The sequence below is a fragment of the Comamonas sp. MYb69 genome, assembly GCF_037479315.1.
In the GTDB taxonomy this organism is placed as follows: domain Bacteria; phylum Pseudomonadota; class Gammaproteobacteria; order Burkholderiales; family Burkholderiaceae_C; genus Comamonas.
In genome coordinates, this window is sequence record NZ_JBBGZG010000022.1 from 25,187 (window position 1) to 44,279 (window position 19,093).

Below are 19,093 nucleotides of genomic sequence, written 5' to 3' on the forward strand. Positions count from 1 at the left end.
GTTGGGGTGATTAGCTCAGCGGTAGAGCACTGCCTTCACACGGCAGGGGTCACATGTTCGATCCATGTATCACCCACCACCATTTAGTTTTGGCAGGCCTCTTTGGGGCGTGCCTGGGGTGATTAGCTCAGCGGTAGAGCACTGCCTTCACACGGCAGGGGTCACATGTTCGATCCATGTATCACCCACCACCATTTAGTTTTGGCAGGCCTCTTTGGGGCGTGCCTGGGGTGATTAGCTCAGCGGTAGAGCACTGCCTTCACACGGCAGGGGTCACATGTTCGATCCATGTATCACCCACCAAACAACAAGCCTCTTGAATGTGATGTTCAAGAGGTTTTTTGTTTTTGCGCGCTTGTGCATGCGCTGCGCAGGCTGCAGCGCAGTCCACCACGCCGTTCATGTATCGGGCCTGTCTCTGCCAGGTAAATCCCGCCCAGTGCTACACCGCTGGGCCACAAAGGCCTAGGATGGCAGGTCTTGGGACTACCACGGTACCGCTATGACCGCTCGCACACTCGCTTTTGGTGTTGGCCTGGCCGCTTTGCTGGCTGGCAGTGGCTGGGCAGCTTCAAGCCCGCCATCCACCCCAGCATCGGCGCCACAGACCTGTACCGAACAGGCTTCAGACGCCTGTTACCAAGGCTTTGCGCTGCCACGCCAGGCCGGGCGCATGCATTTCTATGCCTCGCAAGCGCCGCAAGCGCCGCAAGCCGAAAATGCTGATGGATCTGGCGGACCGCAAACGGCGCTTTTGATCCTGCATGGGCACCCGCGCGATGCCAACCGCAGCTTCAATGCCGCGCTGGATGCCGCACGCAAGGCGGGGCGCTTGGAAGAGACCCTGGTCATTGCGCCGCTCTACCAGGTGGCCAGCGACAAGGCCGAGCGCTGCCGCACCAAGGGCACGCCTGCGCCGGAGCCGGGTGATGTGCTGTGGACCTGCGGCAGCTGGCTGGCCGGGCAAAACTCCCAGGCCGGTGCTGGCAGGACCCCGATCAGCGCGATTGCCGCGCTCGATGCCTTGGTTGCCCATATCCACCAGCGCTGGCCCAGCGTGCGCCAGATCACCTTGGCGGGCTTTTCTGCCGGTGGGCAGATGCTCCAGCGCAGCATCGGCTTTGCCCAGCAGCCGCCTGCCGGTGTATCGCTGCGCTATGTCGTCGCCGACCCCGGCACCTGGCTGTATTTCGATCCACCGCGCCCGCAGCCCCAGCGCGCGGCCCGCGATGTGGACTGGGCTGCCTGCAGCGATGGTGGTTGCGACTACCGCATGCAACTGCCTCAAGAGGCATCCTGCCCGGGCTACCACGACTGGAAATACGGCACGCAGGCGCTGCCGTCCAGCCTGGGGCCCACCGCTGCGCAGGCGCGCGAGCGCTACCGCCAGGCCGATATCCACTATCTGGAAGGTGCGCTCGACAACCATGCCGGCAAGGGCACGAGCTATGGCGCGCTCGATAAATCCTGCGCCGCCATGCTGCAAGGGCCGTTTCGCCGCCAGCGGGGGGAGGGCTATGCCGCCTATGTGGCCCAGGTGCTGCAGCCAGCGCGCCCGCAGCCGCTGTCCATCGTGCCGGGCTGCGCCCATGATGTCGCCTGCGTGCTGCCCTCTTATGCAGCGCGGCCGGCCTTGTTTGGCAACCTGCCTTGATGGCGCGCTGTGCGGCCTTGCCCAGGCGCGCGGAGCGCTTTAGCGTGCGGGTGAGGGGGCGAGCTGGGTCGCAGGCAACGCGCTGGGAGCTGCGGCTGCGGGCGCCGTGCTGGTCAGCATGCTGCGGTCCAGCACTTCGATATCGTTCAGCGCCAAGGTGCCGGCCGCCTGCTTGAGCTTGAGCTGGCCGAGCAAGGTGTTGTAGCGGGCAAGGGCCAGGTCGCGCTTGGTCTGGTAGAGCTGGCTTTGGGCGTTGAGCACATCGATATTGATGCGCACGCCCACCTGGTAGCCGGTCAGGTTGGCATCGAGCGCGAGCTGGCTCGATGCCTCGGCGGCTTCCAGTGCCTTGACCTGGCTGGCGTTGGACTGCAGGCCAAAGAAGGCGCTGCGCACGTTCTGCGCTACGGTGCGGCGGGCATTGTCCAGGTCGGCCTCGGCCTTGCTCTCCAGTGCCAGCGTTTCCTTGACCCGGTTCTGCACGGAAAATCCGGCAAACAGCGGCACATTGAGCACCACACCCACGGTCGCCTGGTTGGCGTTGTAGCCATGGGTGGGCATGGTGATGCTGCCCTTGGGGTAGAGCTGGCGGCCCACGGTGGCCTGCAGGTCCACGGTGGGCAGGTGGCCGGTTTCGGCCTTCTTGGTGTCCAGCCGGGCATTGTTGGTAGCCAGCTGGGCAATGCGGATCTGGGGTTGCTCGCTCTGGGCCTGGTCCACCCACATCAGCACATTGTCGGGCGTGGTCGCTGGCAGCAGCACAGGTTGCTTGAGCGGCCAGGGCTGGTTGCCGGGTGTGCCCACGGCGTTGTCCAGCGCAAGGCGTTTGACGGTCAGGTCATTCTCGGCGGCGATCTCCTGCGCGCGCACCAGGTCAAAACGGGCCTCGGCTTCGCGCGAATCGGTGATGGTGGCCGTGCCCACATCAAAGTTGCGCTTGGCAGCGGCCAGCTGCTCTTTGACGGCAGCCTTTTGGGCCTGCACAAACACCATGCTGTCCTGCGCGGCCAGCACATCGAAGTAGGCCTGGGCCACCCGCACCAGCAAATCCTGGCTCGCGGCATCGAGCTGCAGCCGGGCGATATCGCCGCCCAATTTGCCTTGTTCCAGCGCAATGCGGTTGGCCGGGCGGTAGAGCGGCTGGCTGGCCGTGATGCCGATCTGGTGGTCGGGGCCGTTCAGGCGCAGCTCGGGGTTGTTGATGGCCGTGTGGCTGTACTGCGACTGCGCCTGCAGGCCCACCTGCGGCAGCAAGCCTGCACGGGCCTGCTCGCCCCGGGAGATGGCCGCATCCAGGTTGGCACGGGCCGATTGCCACTGCGCGTCATAGCCGCTGGCCTGCTCCACCATCTGCATCAGGCTCTGGGCCTGGGCCGGCCACTGGGCCAGGCCCAGCAGCAGCGCAGCAGCTGCGGCGCAGGTTGTTCTCAGACGAGGCAGGGCAGGGGCTTGGCGCATGGTGCAGAAGGGGGTGGTACAAGGGGAGGCGCGGCCAGGCCAGAGGCCCGATGCCGCGCCGCAAACGGCGCGGGCCGCAGGTCAGTAGCGCGGCACCGAGGGGTCGCGCTCAGCCGTCCAGAGGTCGATGCCGCCGGTCAGGTTGCTGACCTGGCTGTAGCCCTGGCGCTCCAGGAACACGGCAACCTGCATGCTGCGCATGCCGTGGTGGCAGAGGCAGGCGATGGGGCGGTCTTCATCGAGCAGGTTGAGCGAGGCTGGAATCTGCTGCATCGGGATATTCAGCAGCTCAAAACCTTCGGGCTTGACCGAGGCAGTCTGCAGCTCCCAGGGCTCGCGCACATCCAGCACCAGGGGGTTCTGGTCAGCATGCTGGGCCAGCCATTCATTGAGTTGCGCGGGGCGGATTTGCTCCATACATCACTTTCTGCAGCGCAGCCGGCCCCCAGGCCGCCGCGCTGCGGGGGTCATCAGAACTTGAAGCGGGGTGCCTCGGCAAAGCCCTTGAGGCGGGCCACCACGGTGTCCCAAGGCTGGCTGATCGTCAGCTTGCCTTGCGTGCGGGTGTAGACGGTGGTGCGCATCATCGGCTCGGTGCCCACAAAAGCGATCAGACGGCCGCCTTCCTTGAGCTTGTCGAGCAGCGCCGCTGGCACTTCGTAGACCGAGCCGCTCAGCACGATCACGTCATAGCTGCCGCCGATGGCCTGGGCGTTGGAGCCGTCTTCCAGCACCACATCGACATTCTTGATCTGGGCGCGGTGCAGGTTGGCGCGGGCCAGCTCGACCAGCGCAGGCTCGATCTCCAGCGAGGTGACCTGCTTGGCCAGGCGCGACATGAGCGCGGCCATGTAGCCCGAGCCGGTGCCGATTTCCAGCACGTTTTCATGGGCTTGCAGCTTCAGATCCTGCAGCACGCGTGCTTCGACGCGGGGAGGCAGCATGCAGTGGCCATTGGCAACGGCTTCTTCGCCGTCATCGCCCAGCAGTGGCAGCTGGATGTCCATGAACGCCATGTCCTGCAGGCCATCGGGAACAAATTCTTCACGGCGCAGCGTGCCGATCAGCGCCAGCACCTGTTCGTCGCCCAGGCTCCAGGGGCGAACCTGCTGCTCGACCATGTTGTAGCGTGCTGCGCGGTATTTATCATCCGTGCTGGGGGACATGTTCAGTGGCAAACTCATTGCAGACTCCGGTTGGCTTGTTGGGGGTGGGGCAAGAAAAAACCCCTTATTTTAGGCCGCTTAGGGTTCCATAGCGGGACGCCGCCACTTTTGGGCGGCCCATTTCGCAAAATCATCGAGGTAGCAGTACACCACGGGCACCACCACCAGGGTCAACAGCGACGAGGTGATCACCCCGCCAATCACCGCCTGGCCCAGTGGCGCGCGCTGCTCGGCCCCTTCGCTCATCGCAAAAGCCAGCGGCACCATGCCAAACACCATGGCCAGGGTGGTCATTAAGATCGGGCGCAGCCGCACCTGGGCGGCCAGCAGCAGTGCCTGCTCACGGGGCAGGCCGGGCACCATCTGGCCGTCTTCGCCAGGCTGGGGCTGGCGGGCGCGTATCGCAAAGTCCACCAGCAAGATCGCATTCTTGGTGACCAGGCCCATCAGCAAGATGACGCCGATGATGGAGAACATCGACAAGGTGGTGCCAAACATCATCAAGGTGAGCACCACGCCAATCAAGGTCAGTGGCAGCGAGGTCATCAGCGCCAGCGGCTGCAAGAAGCTGCGGAACTGGCTGGCCAGAATCATGTAGATAAAGATCACCGCCAAGGCCAGTGCCGACAGCGCGTAGCCAAAGGACTCCTGCATGTTCTTGGTGCTGCCGGCAAATTCATAGCGGTAGCCGGGCGGGAAGGTGGTCTGCGCCAGCACCGCGCGGATATCGGCGGCCACCTCGCCGGCGCTGCGCTGGTTGGCGTTGGCATTGAAGGCGACTTCGCGGTTCATCGCCCGGCGGTTGATGCGGTTGGGGCCGGTGGTTTCGGTCAAGGTGGCCAGCTGGCTCAGGCGCACGGTATGGGGCTGGCCATTGGCGCCCATGGCTGTCAGCGGCAGCTGGGCCAGCATCTGCGGGTTCTCGCGCGCCTCGGGCGCCAGGCGCACCCGCACGTCATAGGTCTGGTTGTCGCCGGCGCGCCAGTTGCCCACGGTGTCGCCTTCCACCAAGGTGCGCAGCGCTGTCGCCACCTGGCCCATCGGCAGGCCCAGGTCGGATGCGGCATCGCGGTTGAACTGCAGCTGCACGATGGGCTCGCGCTCCAGCACGCTGCTGTCGAGGTCCACCAGGCCGGGGATATGCTGCAGGCGCTCGCTCACCTGGCGCGCCAGGCGTTCGAGCTCCTGCAGATCCGGGCCCTGCAGCGAGAACTCCACCTGCTTTTGGCCGCCTACGGCTTCGAGCAGGCCTACGTGCGTCACCTGGATGCCGGCGATCTGGTTGAGCTCAGCGCGCAGGCTGGCCGATATCTGCTGCACATCCTGGCTGCGTTTGCTGCGGTCCACCAGGCGCACATACATGCTGGCGTAGTTCTTGCCGTTGGCGTTACCGGTATTGATCGTGGTCAGGGTGTAGCGCACGGCCGGGTTGCGGCGCACCACGTCCTCGACCTGGCGCGCGCGCGCCTCGGTTGCCTCCACCGATGCGCCCACCGGCACATTGAAGCGGATCTGGGTCTCGGAAAAATCGGCGCGCGGCACAAACTCGGTGCCCAGCAGTGGCAGCAGCAGCAGGCTCAGGATAAAGATCGCCAGCGCTACCAGCAGGCTGGTCAAGCGGTGGCGCAGCGCCCAGGCCAGCAGGCGCTGGTAGCCGGCGCTCAGCTGCTCGGTGGCGGCCTCAAAGCCAGCCAGCGCCCGGTCGAGCGCCCGTGCAAGCCCGTTGCGTGCGGGCTTGCCGCCCTTGTGCACGCTGGGGTCATGCCAGACGCTGGAGAGCATCGGGTCCAAGGTAAAGCTGACAAACATCGACAGCAGCACGGCGACCACAATGGTCAGGCCAAACTCATGGAAGAACTTGCCGATGATGCCGCCCATGAAGCCAATGGGCAGAAACACCGCGACGATCGACAAGGTGGTGGCCAGCACGGCCAGGCCAATCTCCTGCGTGCCTTCCAGCGCCGCGCGGTAGGCCGATTTGCCCATCTGCAGGTGGCGCACGATGTTCTCCCGCACGACGATGGCGTCATCGATCAGCAGGCCCACGCACAGCGACAAGGCCATCAGGGTCACCATATTGATCGTGAAGCCAAAGGCATACATGAAAAAGAAGGTGCCGATGATGGAGATCGGCAGGGTCAGGCCGGTGATGACCGTTGAGCGCCAGGAATGCAGGAACAGAAACACGATCAGCACGGTGAGCACCGCCCCCTCGACCAGGGTCTGGCGCACGTTGTCGACGGCCACGCGGATCGGGCGCGAGGCATCGGCAATCGGCTCCAGCCGCAGGCCCGGCGGCAGCTCGGGCGTGATCTCGGCCACTGCGCGGCGCAGGCCGTCCACCACCTCGATGGTGTTTTCCTCCTGCGATTTCTGGATCGACAGCAGCAGGGTGCGCGTGCCGTTGTACAAGGCCAGGTTCTTTAGCTCCTGCGCGCCATCCTGCACGCGCGCTACCTGGTGCAGGTAGATGGGCGCGCCATTGCGGCGGGCGACGATGATCTGGTTGAAGTCCTCGGGCCGCTTCATGCGCGAGTCGATCTGCACCAGCCGGTCCTGCTCGCGCGAGCGCACCGAGCCCAGCGGCAGATCCTGGTTCTCGCGGCGCACGGCATCGGCCACTTCGCTCGCCGAGATGGACAGCGCCTCCATCTGCTGCGGGTTGAGGTAGACATTGATCTCGCGCGGCGTGCCGCCCACCAGGCTCACGGCCCCCACGCCGCGTACATTCTCGAGGCGCTTCTTGAGCACCTGGTCGGCCCAGGAGGTCATCGCAATCGCGCTGGGCGGCGTGCCCCGGCTCGGGTCAGGCAGCAGGGCCAGCGACCAGACGGCGGCGTCTGCCGGGTCAAAGCGGATCACGCGCGGGTCTTTGACCTCGTCGCGCAGCAAGGGGCGCACGGCAGCGATCTTCTCGCGCACATCCTCAGCCGCGCGGCGCCCGTCCACATAGATCTGGAACTCCATGATGATGACGGCCGTGCCCTCGTAGCTGCGCGAGGTGAGGGCGCTGATGCCGGCCACGGCGTTGACCGCTTCCTCGATCTTCTTGGTGACTTCGCTCTCAACAATCTCCGGCGCGGCGCCGGGGTAGTCCACCGTGATGACGACCACCGGGAAATCGATATTCGGGAACTGGTCCACCTTGAGGCGCTGCAGTGAGAACAGGCCCAGCACCACCAGCGCGGCCATCATCATCGTGGCCAGCACCGGGTTGTTCAGGCTGAGGCGGGTGAACCACATGGATCAGGACGCGGGCGATGCGGGCGGGGTAGCTGTTGGAAGGGGTGCAGGCCCGGGCGCCAGCCGCACCGGCGTGGCCGCGCGCAGTTGGCCGACCTGGCCACCCAGAATGCGCTGGCCGGCCTGCAGGCCCTGGGTCACCGCGACCCAGGTCTTGCCATCGCGCTGGCTGCGCGCGCCCAGCACCACGGGCTGGTGCTGAACCAGCAGCGTATCGCTGCGTTCGCCTGGTTCGCCCGATCCGGCGTTTGGGCTCAGCAACTGCACATAGGGCTCGGGCTTGTCGGTGCGCACGGCAGCCAGCGGCACGGCAAGCGTCTGCAGCTCGCCGGTGGCCAGTTGCCCCTGCAGGTACAGCCCCTGGCGCAGCGCCGGTGCGGCAGCGCCTGCGGATGGCGCGGGCTGTGCAATGCGCAAATACACCGTCACACTGCGGCTGTTGGCATCGGCCTGCGGGTTGATGCGCACCACCTGCGCGCTGACGGTCTGGCCGCTGCCATCGACCTGCAACTGCGCCGTCTGGCCCAGACGCAGCTGCAGCGAATCGGCTGCCGGCATCTGGGCTTGCAGCTCCAGCTCACGCAGGTCGACAATCTCCAGCACGTTGGCGTCCGGCCCGACCTTTTCGCCATTGCTCACCCATTTGCGGGCCACCTGGCCCTGGATGGGGCTGCGCAGCACGGTATCGCTCAGGTTTTTGCGCAGCACATCGGCGGCCGAGCGTGCCGCCTGGTAATTGGCCTGCGCGGCCTGCCATTGCGACTGCGACGACTCCAAGGCCGTGGCCGAGATAAAGCCCTGGTTGGCCAAGGCGCGGTTGTTGTCGTACTGGCGCTGCTGAATATCTTGCTGCGCGCGCGCCGCATCGGCCTGCTGCTGGGCCTGGGCCAGGCGGGCCTGGCTCTCGGTGCTGTCCACCCGCGCGACGACCTGGCCGGCCTGCACCGCGTCGCCCTCGCGCAGTTGCAGCTGCTGCAGCTCGCCGGCAATGCGGGCCTTGATGATGGCGGTGTGCACCGCCTGCACCGTGCCGCTGATGGGCAGGCTCAGCACCAGGGTCTGCGGCGCCACGGTGATCGCGTCGCTGGCAGCCAGCTGGTAGACCGCCTGTGCCTTGGCCTGCTCGGCCTGGGCGAGCGCTTGCTGGCGCTGCTGCTGGGTTTTGAGGCCACGCCACAGCCCGCTGGCGAGCAGGGCGATGACGACGGCAGCGGCCAGCCAGGGCAGTACGCGCTTCATGTTGCGCCACCCCGGGGTTGGCAGCCCAGGCCATGCATCAGTGCATCGGCCTGCATCTGCAAAAAGCGTGGCACATCAAAATCCGGGTTGGGCAGGCAAAAACCGCCGGTGCTTTTGACGCTGGCGCAAAAGATCAGCGGGGCCAGCACCAGGGTCACGCCATAGTCCAGGTCCAGCGGGGCGAGCTCACCGCGCTCCATGCCCCGGCGCAGCACGCGCTCGATCAGCCGGTTGCCGGGCAGCACCACTTCCTGGCGGTAGAAGGCCGCGATCTCGGGAAAGTTATGCGCCTCGGCCATCACCAGGTGCGGCAGGCCGCAGGCCTTGGTCGAGCCGATGCGCTGCCACCAGACCTCGTAGCAGTAGTGGATCAGGGTGGCAGTGTCATGCTGGTAGCTGTCGAGCTCCAGATCCCACTCGGCAAAGCGGCTGCTGAGCACATGGCGCACCACGGCCTGGAACAGCTCTTGTTTGCTCGGAAAATACAAAAACAGCGTGCCCTTGGAGACGCCGGCCTGCCGGGCCACTTCTTCGACCTTGGTGGCCGAATAGCCTTTGCTGACAAACAGGTCCAGCGCCGCATCCAGCAGCTCGCCGGGCCGGGCCTCTTTGCGGCGGCTGCGGCGGGGCGCAGGCGCGGCCAAAGCAGGGGGGGAAGGCGGGGTGGACACGGTGGGCAGCGCAATCTAACAGTTAATGACCAGTGGGTTAGTAATGTAGGTGCCTGCCCGCGACAAGTCAAGTGAGGACAGTCACGACTATCTCGATAAAGCAAGCGTATACGGGATCGCCAAGAGGATTTGGGAATAGATAGACCCGTGCACTTTGCAGCATCAGATGTGTGCGATACCACGGGAATGCTTTGTGAAACTTCTTAAACAGAGCGATACAGCTTTGACTATCGGTGCTCTACATGCTTAGATAGATGTGACAATTCTGTTTGGTGAAATGGGCGCTGTGCGGCGCCATTGGATGCAGCTTCAGGTTTCGTTCAAAGTGTGTCTTGCTGCTCGCAAGTGCCGGTCCTGGGATTTGAGGGGGTAGTTGGCTGGCAGCATCTGTTGAAATTGAGGATACTCCAACCGTGTGAGTTATAGTGATCGTCTAATTTATGAATGAAGGGGTTATTTGTGAAGAGGATATTTTTGATATCATTATTGAGTTTGGTTATGATTGGGTGTCGATCCATTCCCACGACGCCGGACACTCGTACACAAGCCGAAAAAGAGGCAGATAGGGATTTTGCCGTAGCCGAGTTGAACGGTGACTATGATGTTGTAGATAGTCGGGTGGATTTTTATTCGAATCGAAAAAAGGGTTCAACAAAGACCATTGCTATTCATGCATCCAAAGATGTGTTGATGCTGAAAATTAATGAGGGGCGCGAGGATGAATGGAATATTATGGCTAGTCGTTGTACTGGTCATAATCATAAACTTGCTACCGGTTTGTTTTGCAAAGATATATCTTCGGGAATGAATTTTATTAGTGTTGGCAAGCAGAAGCATAGCTATCAAATTACGTCTGGTGCCGTTATCACGGCATTCTCGCCAATGGATGTGAAATCAGACGACTATGTATTGCAGATTGGTGAGTCAGGCAATGGGAGGATTCATTACTATATTTTGAAGAAAAGGTAGCCCTTCGAAGATGGGCGGCGTGGCTGCATCGACTTTATTTTCGTTCCCTCACTTGTTTAAGGGTCAATCAATGCCATCTAACGCATGGAACCCAGCAGCATCGGATGCTTCCCCAGTCCCAGAGTCTTGCATCCACTGGATGTTCGAGCATGACTGGCGGTGATCCTGCTGTTGGTCGTTTCGACGGTAGACCTTTTTTATTGTGAAAACGTCACAAACCACTCTTAGAATTTGAGGAGGTTTGTGGAAATTGCTCGGAGGCAGCATGAACGAAATCAATAACTTGAGTCACGAAGTTATCGTGTTGGCCGGTGGTTGTTTTTGGTGCACCGAGGCCGTGTTCGGGCGGGTGCGTGGCGTTGTCAAGGTCGTCAGCGGCTATGCCAATGGCCAGATCGCCAATCCCAGCTACGAACAGGTCTGCACGGGAACGACGGGCCATGCCGAATGTGTGGAGCTGACTTTCGAGCCGCAGGTGCTGCCGCTGGACAAGGTGCTGCACATCTTTTTTGCGACGCATGACCCGACCACCTTGAACCGCCAGGGCAACGATGTGGGGCCGCAGTACCGCAGCGGCATCTACACCACGACGCCCGAGCAGCTGGCCCAGGCCCAGGCCTTTGTCGACAAGCTCAATGCCTCCGGCCAGATGGGCGCGCCGGTGGTGACCGAGGTGGAGCCACTGCAGCATTTCTGGAACGCCGAGGCCTACCACCAGGACTATTTCGACAACAACCCGCGCCAACCCTATTGCACCTATGTGGTGGCGCCCAAGGTCGACAAGCTGGAAACCCGCTTTGCAGACTGGTTGAAGTAGGGCCACCTGGCTGCCGGGCGCGGGCGATGGGCATAATGCAACACAATTGCATCAAAGCCATTGCTCCCAGCCACCGATGTCCGCCCGCACTCCATCCCCCGCCACTGCCGCTTTGAGCGTGCAGTCCCTGCCGCCCGGCATGCGTGCCACGCGCGCCACCAAGGCCTTGCTGGCCCTGGTCGGCAGCCAGCCGGGCATGCAGTGGTCCGTGGCCGAGGTGCAGGCCCGGCTGCAGAAGATGGGCGTCGACGTCAACCGGGTCACCAGCTACCGCCTGCTCGACCGCTTGGCCGCTGCCGGCAAGCTGGTCAAAAGTGTGGATGCCGAGCGCCTGACGCGCTATGCGCTGCGCGCCGACGCGCAGGAGCCGCTGCAGGTGCGCTATGAATGCACTGACTGCCATTCGGTGCAAAGCCTGGAGGAGCGTGCCGGCGACGCTGCCACGGCCCAGGTCAACCAGGCGATGGCGCAGTACCTGCAGGTGCTGCAGGAGCAGGGCCTGGCGCCGGAGCAGACCGAGCTGCGCCTGCAGGGCCTGTGCGCCGACTGCAAGCACGACACCAAAAAATCCTGATCTCAACTCCGCTTGCGGCCAATCAGCCCCGTTGACAGCATGGTGCCGCCAATCACGACGGCGCCGCAGCCCAACATCCAGGCGGTGATGGGTTCTGCCAAAAACCAGTTGCCATAGACCAGCGCAAACACCGGCGCCAAAAAGGTGACCGCAATCGCGCGGCTGGGGCCGGCTGTCTGGATGATGTGGAAATACAGGATATAGGCCACGCTGGTGCACAGCAGCGCCAGGGCCGCGACGGCCAACCACGAGCCCCAGGACGGCGTCTGGCTGGGCCACATCGCAATCGTCGGGATCAGCAGGCAGAGGCTGGCACCGACCATGCTGCCGGTGGCGGTGGCCAGGGGCGGCACGCCCACCAGGTAGCGCTTGGCAAAACTGGCAGCCACGCCATAGCTCAGCGATGCACAGAGGCAGGCGGCGATCGCAGCATAGGCGCTCCAGCTGGCCGCGCCTGCGGTGGCGGGCTTGTCATGCAGCGCGAGCAGGGCCACGCCCGTAAAGCCAATCAACAGGCCGGTGACGCGCAGGCCGGTGATGCGGTCGCCCAGCCAGAGCCAGGCCACCAAGGCACCAAACAAGGGGGCGCAGGCATTGAGCACCGAGGCCATGCCCGTGGGCATATAGACCACGGCATAGGCGAACAGCGAGAAAGGAATGGCCGAATTGATGATGCCCGAGAACAGCACCGGCTTCCAGTGCTGGCGCAGCGCGGGCCATTCGCCGCGCAGCAGCATCAGCGGCAGCAAAAACAGCGCAGCCAGGATGACGCGCAAGCCGGCGGTGGGCACGGCACCAAACTGCGAGGCGCCCAGGCGCATGAACAGAAAGGACGCGCCCCAGAGCACCGCCAGCAGCACAAAGGGGGGTAGCCAGCGGCTGGCGCTCGGCGCAGCCGAGGCAAGGGCGGGGCTAGGGAAAGACGCAGCAGCAGAGGATGGGGTGGGGCGCATAGGATCTCGCAAGGGCAGACAGCATGCTAGCGGGCACCGTGCTTGCCATTGGTGACATTCTTGCGGTGTATTGATGCGCGCCGTGCAAGGAGCCGTGAAAGCGCAGCGTCGGCGCGGCAAACCCGCGTCTGGCTGGGTCCCATTGTGCGTCTGGCAGCGCGGCGCCCTGGTCGCCATATGGACAACTGGCCGGCCATCGCCTCGAGCGTGCCTACAATAGCTGTCTCGCAGCAAAGGCGCGGCTTCTCATGGAGGCCGTTTTTCATGCCTGTTTTGCGCCAACAACAAGGTGAGTTCTGTGCCGATTTCTTCTGCAATCTTCAAAGCCTATGACATCCGCGGCGTTGTGCCGAGCACGCTCAACGAGAGCGTGGCACTGAAGCTGGGCCGGGCCTTTGGCCAGCAGGCGATTGCCGCTGGCGAGCTGGTGGTCGCCGTGGGGCGTGATGGACGCCTGTCAGGCGATGCGCTCAGCCGCGCGCTGATGCAAGGCCTGGTGGAAGCCGGTATCGAGGTCATCGATGTGGGGCGCGTGACCACGCCGATGCTGTACTTTGCCGCCAGCACCTTGTGCCACAGCGGCATCCAGGTGACCGGCAGCCACAACCCCAAGGACTACAACGGCTTCAAAATGGTGCTGGCCGGCCGCGCCATCTATGGCGAAGAGATCCAGAAACTGCGCCAAATCATGGAGAAGGAATGCTGGCGCTTCCAGGGTGGCGGCAAGCTGCGCCAGGCCGATGTGACGGCCGCCTATGTCGAGCGCATCGTCTCGGACATCAAGCTGGCGCGCCCGATGAAGATCGTCGTGGACAGTGGCAACGGCATTGCCGGTGCCACCGCGCCGGGCATCTTCCGCGCGCTGGGCTGCGAGGTGACCGAGCTGTTCTCCGAGGTCGATGGCAACTTCCCCAACCACCATCCCGACCCCAGCAAGCCCGAGAACCTGCGTGACCTGATCGAGTCACTGCAGACCGGTGATGCGGAACTGGGCCTGGCGTTTGATGGCGATGGCGACCGCCTGGGCATCGTGACCAAGGATGGGCAGAATATTTTCCCCGATCGCCAGATGATGCTGTTTGCCCAGGACGTGCTATCGCGCGTGCCCGGTGGTGAGATTGTCTATGACGTCAAGTGCTCGCAGCGCCTGGCGCCGGCCATTGAGGCGGCCGGCGGCAAACCGGTGATGTACAAGACCGGGCATTCGCTCATCAAGGCGCGCATGCGCGAGACCAATGCGCCCTTGGGCGGCGAGATGAGCGGCCATATCTTCTTCAAGGAGCGCTGGTACGGCTTTGATGACGGTACCTACGCCGGCTGCCGCCTGCTGGAGATTCTGAGCAAGGCCCAGAACCCTTGCGCGCTGCTGCATGCGCTGCCCAGCAGCTACAGCACGCCTGAGCTCAATGTGGAATGCCAGGAGGGCGAGCCGCACAAGCTGAGCGCCCAGCTCCAGGAGATGGCGGCCGATGTGTTCAGTGCGCCGGCCCAGATCAACACCATTGATGGCCTGCGCGTGGACTGGCCCGATGGTTTTGGCCTGATCCGTGCCAGCAACACCACGCCCGTGCTGGTGCTGCGCTTTGAAGGCCATACCCAGGCAGCGCTGCACCGCATCCAGAACGAGATGAAGGCGCTGCTGCTCAAGGTCAAGCCCGATGCCGTCATTGGCAGCGCGTCGCACTAAGGCGCGGCCGCATCCATGGGTCTGAGCCTGACGCTCTACGGCTGGGTCGCAAGGCTTGCCCGTCCGCTGGTGAGGCGCAAGCTGGCGCGCCGCGCGGTGCAGGAGCCCGGCTACGCCCAGATGGTGGAGCAGCGCTTTGGCGATTATGGCGACCTGCCGCGCTACCAGGCCGTGCCCGAGATGCCGCTGGTCTGGATCCATGCGGTATCGCTGGGCGAGACGCGGGCTGCTGCCATCTTGCTGCGCGAGCTGCGGCTGCAGATACCGGCCTTGCGCCTGCTTTTGACCAATGGCACGGCCACTGGCCGTGAAGAGGGGCAAAAGCTGCTGCTGCCCGGCGATATCCAGGTCTGGCAGCCCTGGGATGACCGCGCCAGTGTCAGCGCCTTTTTGCGCCATTTCCGCCCCACCATCGGCATCTTGATGGAGACGGAAATGTGGCCGGGGCTGGCCGCTGGCTGCCAGCGCGAACATGTACCGCTGGTGCTGGCCAATGCCCGGCTCAATGAGAAATCGCTGCGCGGCGCCCAGCGCCTGGCTTGGCTCGCGCGCCCGGCTTACCGCAGCCTGCGCTCGGTGATCGCGCAGACCGAGGCCGATGCCGGTCGGCTGCGCGCCGCTGGCGCCGAGGTGACTGCGGTGCTGGGCAATCTTAAATTCGATGTCGAGCCCGATGCGGCGCAACTGGCCCAGGGCCAGGCCTGGCACCAGGCGGCGGGCAAACCGGTGGTGATGCTGGCCAGCAGCCGTGAGGGCGAAGAGGCCTTGTGGTTAGAGGCGCTGGCGCAGCTGCGCGGCAGCGACCCGCAAGCCGCCGCAAGCGTGCAATGGCTGCTGGTGCCGCGCCACCCGCAGCGTTTTGACGAGATTGTGCAGCTGCTGCAGGGTGCCGGTTTGCAGGTATCGCGGCGCAGCCAGTGGCAGAGCGGGCCCGAGCCCGCCGATGTCTGGCTGGGCGACAGCATGGGCGAGATGCAGCTGTACTACGGCCTGGCCGATGTGGCCTTGCTGGGTGGCAGCTTTGCGCCGCTGGGCGGCCAGAACCTGATTGAGGCGGCCGCTTGCGGCTGCCCGGTCGTCATGGGGCCGCATACCTTCAATTTTGCGCAGGCGGCGGACAGCAGCGTGCAGGCCGGTGCCGGGTTGCGCGTGCCAGGCATGGACGATGGCCTGCAGCAGGCCGTGGCCATTGCCAGTGATACGAGCCGCCACAGCCGCATGCGCCGCGCGGCACTGCAGTTTGCGCAGGCGCACCGGGGCGCAGCGAAGACCACCGCGCAGCTGGTGGCCGCGGTGCTGGAGTCAACAGACGGCTTTGTCAATTCCAGCTTTGAGGCCTCGCTGTTTGACGAGGATTCCGTCTAAACCTTTTTCGGGCTGGCGTTCATGCCTTGGGGCGGGTGGCAAAGGCCAGCACAAAGCTCAGCGCCAGGGTTGGCAAGGCCGATCCCGCTTGCGGCGCCCAGGCGGCCAGGCCGTGGTAGAGCGCGATGCCGCCCAGCCACAGGGCCAGCGGCAGCAGGTGCACGCCGGCCTGCGTGCGGGCGGGCTGGTAACCGCCCCAGGACAGCCGGCCCAAAATCACGCCAAACAGCGGCACAAAGACGGAACTCAGGATCAGCAAAAAGGGCTCGAGGCTGTGCATCGGCAGCACCATGGCGAGCGCCGTGCTGCACACCGCCATCGCAATGCCCCAGCCGCGCACACCCCAGCGCGGCAGCAGGCTGTGGGCCGATACCGCGCCCGAGTAGGCATCGCCATAGGCATTGTCCACTTCGTCCAGCAGCACCAGTGATAGTGCGATCAAACCGCCCTGGGCCAGCAGCAAGGCGGCGACCAGGTCGGTGCTGGGCAGCACCAGAGCCACCAGCACGCCCAGTGCATAGCACCAGATATTGGCAATGCCAAAACCAATCCAGGTGCCGGCCATGGCGCTGCGGCCATTGCGCCCGTAGCGGGCATAGTCGGCCACCAGCGGCAGCCAGGAGATGGGCATGGCCACCACCAGGTCGAGCGCGGGCATCACGCCCATGCCGCCAGCTCCTGGCCGGCTCCACAACGCAGGCAGGCCTTGCTGCAAGGCCATGCCGACAAACTGCCAGCTCAGCCACAGCAGCGACAGCACCACCAGCGGCAGCGCGACGCGTGAGATCAGCTGGCGCACCAGCCGCACCATGGAGCCCGTCATCAGTGCCACCAGCAGGCCACCCCAGAGCAAGGTGGCCAGCCAGGGCCAGTACGCGGCCTGCATGCCACCGGCCTGGCGGCCAATGGCCACGGTCGATTCGCGCATCACCACCAGCTCAAAGGCGCCCCAGCCCAGCAGCTGCACGATATTGAGCAGCACCGGCAGCTTGGCAAAGTGGCGGCCATAGACATGGTGGATCAGCCCGGCGCTGGACAGCCCCGTGTCGCAGCCGATCTTGCCCACCCAGGCGAGCAGTCCCGCCCCCACGACCGAGCCGCCCACAATGGCCATCAGGGCCTCGGGCGTGGACAGCGCTGGCATCAAATAGGCACCCACCTGCATCACCAGCAGGCCCACGCCTAAGCTGAACCACAGCGAGGCCAGATGCCAGCCGTTGAAAACACGCTCCTCTTGAGCGACGGGATGGAGGGCGAAGTTGGAGGCGGAAGAAGCGTTGGCGGTCATGGCCTGTTATTGTTTGAAGTGCTGGTAGTTAGGTTGCAGTGCAAGGCAGTCCGGGCGCCTGCAAGTGCGGCTATTGTGCCCAGCCTTCATGCCCCTAAAGAGATGACTACAATCGCCTGCGAGATGACGATACAGACGGACCCTTCTACCTGGATGCGCGACGGCGTGAGCCCCAGCTGCGTGGTGCTGCCCTCGCGCGGAGAGGGCCTGCTGCTGGACTTTCTGGCCCAGCGCCTGCCGCTGGTCAGCGCCGCGCAGTGGCTCGAACGCCTGCAGGCGGGCGATGTGGTCGATGGCGCGCGCCAGACCTTGGGCCCGGCACAGGTCTTTGTGCCCGGCATGCGGGTGTACTACTGGCGCAAGGTCGAGCAGGAGCTGCCCATTCCTTTCGATGCCGAGGTGCTGTACGAGGACGAGCGTCTGCTGCTGGTGGACAAGCCGCATTTTCTGCCGGTGCTGCCGACGGGCAAATATGTGCAGAACTCGTTGCTGGTGCGGCTGAAAAATGCGACCGGCAATGCCCATCTGTCACCGCTGCACCGCATCGACCGCGATACCGCCGGCCTGTTGCTGCTGTCCAAGGATGCGGCCACGCGTGGCCAGTACCAGGCCTTGTTCCGCGACCGGGCGATGGACAAGCGCTATGAGGCGGTGGCGCCCTGGCGGGCGGACCTGGTGTTTCCGCGTGAGCACCGCAGCCGCATGGAAGAGAGCCAGCGTTTTTTTCTGATGCATGAGGTGCCAGGCGAGCCCAACAGCCACAGCCATATGGCGCTGCTGGAGCAGCAGGGCGCCTGGGCGCGTTATGCCTTGAAGCCCGTCAGCGGCAAACGCCACCAGCTGCGTGTGCACATGGCGGCGCTGGGGCTGCCGATCCGCAACGATGCCTTCTACCCGGAGGTCAATGACCCGCCCGAGGGCGACTTCTCGCGGCCCTTGCAGCTGCTCGCGCGTGAGCTGCGCTTTAGCGATCCGGTCACGGGGCAGGCGCATGTGTTTCGCAGCCGGCGCCAGTTGCTGCCCCTGGCTGACTAGCAGCAACCAAGCCGCCCAGCGGCGGCTTGTGGTGAGGGTAGGGTAGTTGGCCTTAGCGGCTGAACGACCCCATGGCCTCGCCCAATTGCACCGGCTTGGCCGCGGCCCAGTCGGCATTAAAGGCGCTTTTGCCTTCGGGCAGCAGCAGCACGATGGTCGAGCCCAGCAAAAAGCGGCCCATCTCATCGCCTTGCTCCAGCACAATGGGCTGGGTCTGGTAGTCCCAGCTGCGAATCTTGCGCGAGCGGGGCGGGTTCACCTGGCCGTGCCAGGTGGTGGACATGCTGCCGACAATGGTCGCGCCCACCAGCACCATCACGACAGGGCCAATGCGCGACTCAAACACGCAGACCACGCGCTCGTTGCGGGCAAACAGGCCGGGCACGCCCCGCGCGGTCAGCGGGTTGACGGAGAACAGGTCGCCAGGCACATAGACCATCTTTTGCAGCTTGGCGCGCAGCGGCATGTGGATGCGGTGGTAGTCGCGCGGGCTGAGGTAGATGGTGGCGAACTGGCCGTTGTTGAACTGCGCGGCCAGCTGCGCATCGCCGCCGAGCAAGGCGGTGGTGCTGTAGCTATGGCCCTTGGCCTGGAAGATCTGGTCCTGCGCAATCGCACCGCACTGGCTGATGGCGCCATCGACGGGGCAGACCAGGTCGGCCTGGGCCATGGGGCGCACGCCGGCGCGCAACTCGCGGGTGAAGAAGTCGTTGAAGCTCTTGTACTGCGCAATATCGGGCTGCGCCGCTTCATCCATGTTGACCTGGTACTTGCCAACAAACCAGCGGATAAAGCGGGTGGTTGCGCCGCCCAGCTCTGCCGATGCCAATGTGCCGGCCAGCGCGGTCATCCATTTCTTGGGCAGCAGGTATTGGGGCAAAACAGCAATTCGATCGCGCATGGTCAGGGCCGTCACAGTAAACCGCCGATTCTATCGACACTGTGTCGTACCCATGACAAATTGCGTTGTGAAA

At 64.4% G+C, this 19,093-nt stretch carries 16 protein-coding genes and 3 tRNA genes; 10 read left to right on the forward strand and 9 right to left on the reverse strand.

All coding sequences use genetic code 11. The features are described from left to right. The first annotated feature begins 4 nt into the window (after positions 1 to 4). The 4 genes from WH303_RS22860 (at position 5) to WH303_RS22875 (ending at position 1,654) form a co-directional block, all read left to right on the forward strand. A tRNA-Val gene (locus tag WH303_RS22860) sits at positions 5 to 79 on the forward strand. Positions 80 to 116: 37 nt separating this feature from the next. Continuing rightward, a tRNA-Val gene (locus WH303_RS22865) sits at positions 117 to 191 on the forward strand. Between the two features lie 37 nt (positions 192 to 228). Then, a tRNA-Val gene (locus tag WH303_RS22870) sits at positions 229 to 303 on the forward strand. A 199-nt stretch (positions 304 to 502) separates the two neighbouring features. Next, a complete protein-coding gene (locus WH303_RS22875; RefSeq protein ID WP_339521220.1) occupies positions 503 to 1,654 on the forward strand; it encodes a hypothetical protein in 1,152 nt (383 codons plus the stop codon). A 39-nt stretch (positions 1,655 to 1,693) separates the two neighbouring features. Here WH303_RS22875 and WH303_RS22880 read toward each other — a convergent pair whose 3' ends face one another. The 6 genes from WH303_RS22880 to WH303_RS22905 all read right to left on the reverse strand — a co-directional run bounded on the left by WH303_RS22880 (position 1,694) and on the right by WH303_RS22905 (position 9,431). Further along, positions 1,694 to 3,112 (reverse strand): TolC family outer membrane protein, encoded by a 1,419-nt coding sequence (locus tag WH303_RS22880; protein ID WP_339521221.1) that lies wholly within the window; start codon positions 3,110 to 3,112, stop codon positions 1,694 to 1,696. A gap of 81 nt (positions 3,113 to 3,193) precedes the next feature. After that, positions 3,194 to 3,529 carry a rhodanese-like domain-containing protein gene (locus WH303_RS22885; RefSeq protein ID WP_116923977.1) on the reverse strand — a complete coding sequence of 112 codons (336 nt, stop codon included), beginning with the start codon at positions 3,527 to 3,529 and terminating at the stop codon, positions 3,194 to 3,196. A 53-nt stretch (positions 3,530 to 3,582) separates the two neighbouring features. Continuing rightward, positions 3,583 to 4,296: a protein-L-isoaspartate O-methyltransferase family protein gene (locus WH303_RS22890; protein WP_021025840.1), complete on the reverse strand. Its 714-nt coding sequence runs from the start codon at positions 4,294 to 4,296 to the stop codon at positions 3,583 to 3,585. A gap of 60 nt (positions 4,297 to 4,356) precedes the next feature. Beyond that, positions 4,357 to 7,521 carry an efflux RND transporter permease subunit gene (locus WH303_RS22895; protein WP_339521222.1) on the reverse strand — a complete coding sequence of 1,055 codons (3,165 nt, stop codon included), beginning with the start codon at positions 7,519 to 7,521 and terminating at the stop codon, positions 4,357 to 4,359. Between the two features lie 3 nt (positions 7,522 to 7,524). Further along, a complete protein-coding gene (locus tag WH303_RS22900) occupies positions 7,525 to 8,760 on the reverse strand; it encodes an efflux RND transporter periplasmic adaptor subunit (RefSeq protein ID WP_339521223.1) in 1,236 nt (411 codons plus the stop codon). Beyond that, a complete protein-coding gene (locus tag WH303_RS22905) occupies positions 8,757 to 9,431 on the reverse strand; it encodes a TetR/AcrR family transcriptional regulator (protein WP_339521224.1) in 675 nt (224 codons plus the stop codon). The genes WH303_RS22900 and WH303_RS22905 overlap by 4 nt, the downstream gene beginning before the upstream one ends. Positions 9,432 to 9,929: 498 nt before the next feature. On the opposite strand from WH303_RS22905, the gene WH303_RS22910 reads away from it, so the two are divergent. The 3 genes from WH303_RS22910 (at position 9,930) to WH303_RS22920 (ending at position 11,791) form a co-directional block, all read left to right on the forward strand. Further along, complete coding sequence (locus WH303_RS22910; RefSeq protein WP_339521225.1) at positions 9,930 to 10,400, forward strand: hypothetical protein; 471 nt, start codon at positions 9,930 to 9,932, stop codon at positions 10,398 to 10,400. Positions 10,401 to 10,665: 265 nt separating this feature from the next. Then, complete coding sequence (msrA, locus tag WH303_RS22915; protein ID WP_339521226.1) at positions 10,666 to 11,217, forward strand: peptide-methionine (S)-S-oxide reductase MsrA; 552 nt, start codon at positions 10,666 to 10,668, stop codon at positions 11,215 to 11,217. 76 nt (positions 11,218 to 11,293) lie between these two features. Beyond that, on the forward strand, positions 11,294 to 11,791 hold the full coding sequence (locus tag WH303_RS22920; RefSeq protein ID WP_339521227.1) for a Fur family transcriptional regulator: 498 nt from the start codon (positions 11,294 to 11,296) through the stop codon (positions 11,789 to 11,791). A 2-nt stretch (positions 11,792 to 11,793) separates the two neighbouring features. Here WH303_RS22920 and WH303_RS22925 read toward each other — a convergent pair whose 3' ends face one another. Next, positions 11,794 to 12,744 (reverse strand): DMT family transporter, encoded by a 951-nt coding sequence (locus WH303_RS22925; RefSeq protein ID WP_339521228.1) that lies wholly within the window; start codon positions 12,742 to 12,744, stop codon positions 11,794 to 11,796. Between the two features lie 298 nt (positions 12,745 to 13,042). Here WH303_RS22925 and WH303_RS22930 point away from each other — a divergent pair, with 298 nt between their 5' ends. Both WH303_RS22930 and WH303_RS22935 read left to right on the forward strand, forming a co-directional pair. Then, the gene (locus WH303_RS22930) at positions 13,043 to 14,431 is read left to right on the forward strand and encodes a phosphomannomutase/phosphoglucomutase (protein WP_339521229.1); all 1,389 of its coding nucleotides are present in this window, start codon (positions 13,043 to 13,045) and stop codon (positions 14,429 to 14,431) included. 15 nt (positions 14,432 to 14,446) lie between these two features. Then, complete coding sequence (locus WH303_RS22935; RefSeq protein WP_339521230.1) at positions 14,447 to 15,796, forward strand: 3-deoxy-D-manno-octulosonic acid transferase; 1,350 nt, start codon at positions 14,447 to 14,449, stop codon at positions 15,794 to 15,796. Between the two features lie 19 nt (positions 15,797 to 15,815). Here the strand turns inward: WH303_RS22935 and WH303_RS22940 are convergent, their stop codons facing one another. Then, positions 15,816 to 17,084 carry a purine-cytosine permease family protein gene (locus tag WH303_RS22940; protein WP_021025831.1) on the reverse strand — a complete coding sequence of 423 codons (1,269 nt, stop codon included), beginning with the start codon at positions 17,082 to 17,084 and terminating at the stop codon, positions 15,816 to 15,818. 102 nt (positions 17,085 to 17,186) lie between these two features. Between WH303_RS22940 and WH303_RS22945 the strand changes: the two genes are divergently transcribed. Next, complete coding sequence (locus WH303_RS22945) at positions 17,187 to 18,119, forward strand: pseudouridine synthase (RefSeq protein ID WP_339521231.1); 933 nt, start codon at positions 17,187 to 17,189, stop codon at positions 18,117 to 18,119. A gap of 52 nt (positions 18,120 to 18,171) precedes the next feature. On the opposite strand, the gene asd is transcribed toward WH303_RS22945, so the two are convergent. Continuing rightward, the gene (asd, locus tag WH303_RS22950) at positions 18,172 to 19,020 is read right to left on the reverse strand and encodes an archaetidylserine decarboxylase (protein WP_027010641.1); all 849 of its coding nucleotides are present in this window, start codon (positions 19,018 to 19,020) and stop codon (positions 18,172 to 18,174) included. Positions 19,021 to 19,093: the final 73 nt, after the last annotated feature.

Excerpts from the sequence above, each read along its gene's own strand:
- WH303_RS22920 (WP_339521227.1), top strand. The coding sequence starts at position 11,294 with ATGTCCGCCCGCACTCCATCCCCCGCCACTGCCGCTTTGAGCGTGCAG.
- WH303_RS22940 (WP_021025831.1), bottom strand. The coding sequence starts at position 17,084 with ATGACCGCCAACGCTTCTTCCGCCTCCAACTTCGCCCTCCATCCCGTC.
- WH303_RS22880 (WP_339521221.1), bottom strand. The coding sequence starts at position 3,112 with ATGCGCCAAGCCCCTGCCCTGCCTCGTCTGAGAACAACCTGCGCCGCA.
- WH303_RS22875 (WP_339521220.1), top strand. The coding sequence starts at position 503 with ATGACCGCTCGCACACTCGCTTTTGGTGTTGGCCTGGCCGCTTTGCTG.
- WH303_RS22945 (WP_339521231.1), top strand. The coding sequence starts at position 17,187 with ATGACTACAATCGCCTGCGAGATGACGATACAGACGGACCCTTCTACC.
- WH303_RS22925 (WP_339521228.1), bottom strand. The coding sequence starts at position 12,744 with ATGCGCCCCACCCCATCCTCTGCTGCTGCGTCTTTCCCTAGCCCCGCC.
- asd (WP_027010641.1), bottom strand. The coding sequence starts at position 19,020 with ATGCGCGATCGAATTGCTGTTTTGCCCCAATACCTGCTGCCCAAGAAA.
- WH303_RS22885 (WP_116923977.1), bottom strand. The coding sequence starts at position 3,529 with ATGGAGCAAATCCGCCCCGCGCAACTCAATGAATGGCTGGCCCAGCAT.
- msrA (WP_339521226.1), top strand. The coding sequence starts at position 10,666 with ATGAACGAAATCAATAACTTGAGTCACGAAGTTATCGTGTTGGCCGGT.
- WH303_RS22910 (WP_339521225.1), top strand. The coding sequence starts at position 9,930 with ATGATTGGGTGTCGATCCATTCCCACGACGCCGGACACTCGTACACAA.
- WH303_RS22900 (WP_339521223.1), bottom strand. The coding sequence starts at position 8,760 with ATGAAGCGCGTACTGCCCTGGCTGGCCGCTGCCGTCGTCATCGCCCTG.
- WH303_RS22890 (WP_021025840.1), bottom strand. The coding sequence starts at position 4,296 with ATGAGTTTGCCACTGAACATGTCCCCCAGCACGGATGATAAATACCGC.
- WH303_RS22895 (WP_339521222.1), bottom strand. The coding sequence starts at position 7,521 with ATGTGGTTCACCCGCCTCAGCCTGAACAACCCGGTGCTGGCCACGATG.
- WH303_RS22935 (WP_339521230.1), top strand. The coding sequence starts at position 14,447 with ATGGGTCTGAGCCTGACGCTCTACGGCTGGGTCGCAAGGCTTGCCCGT.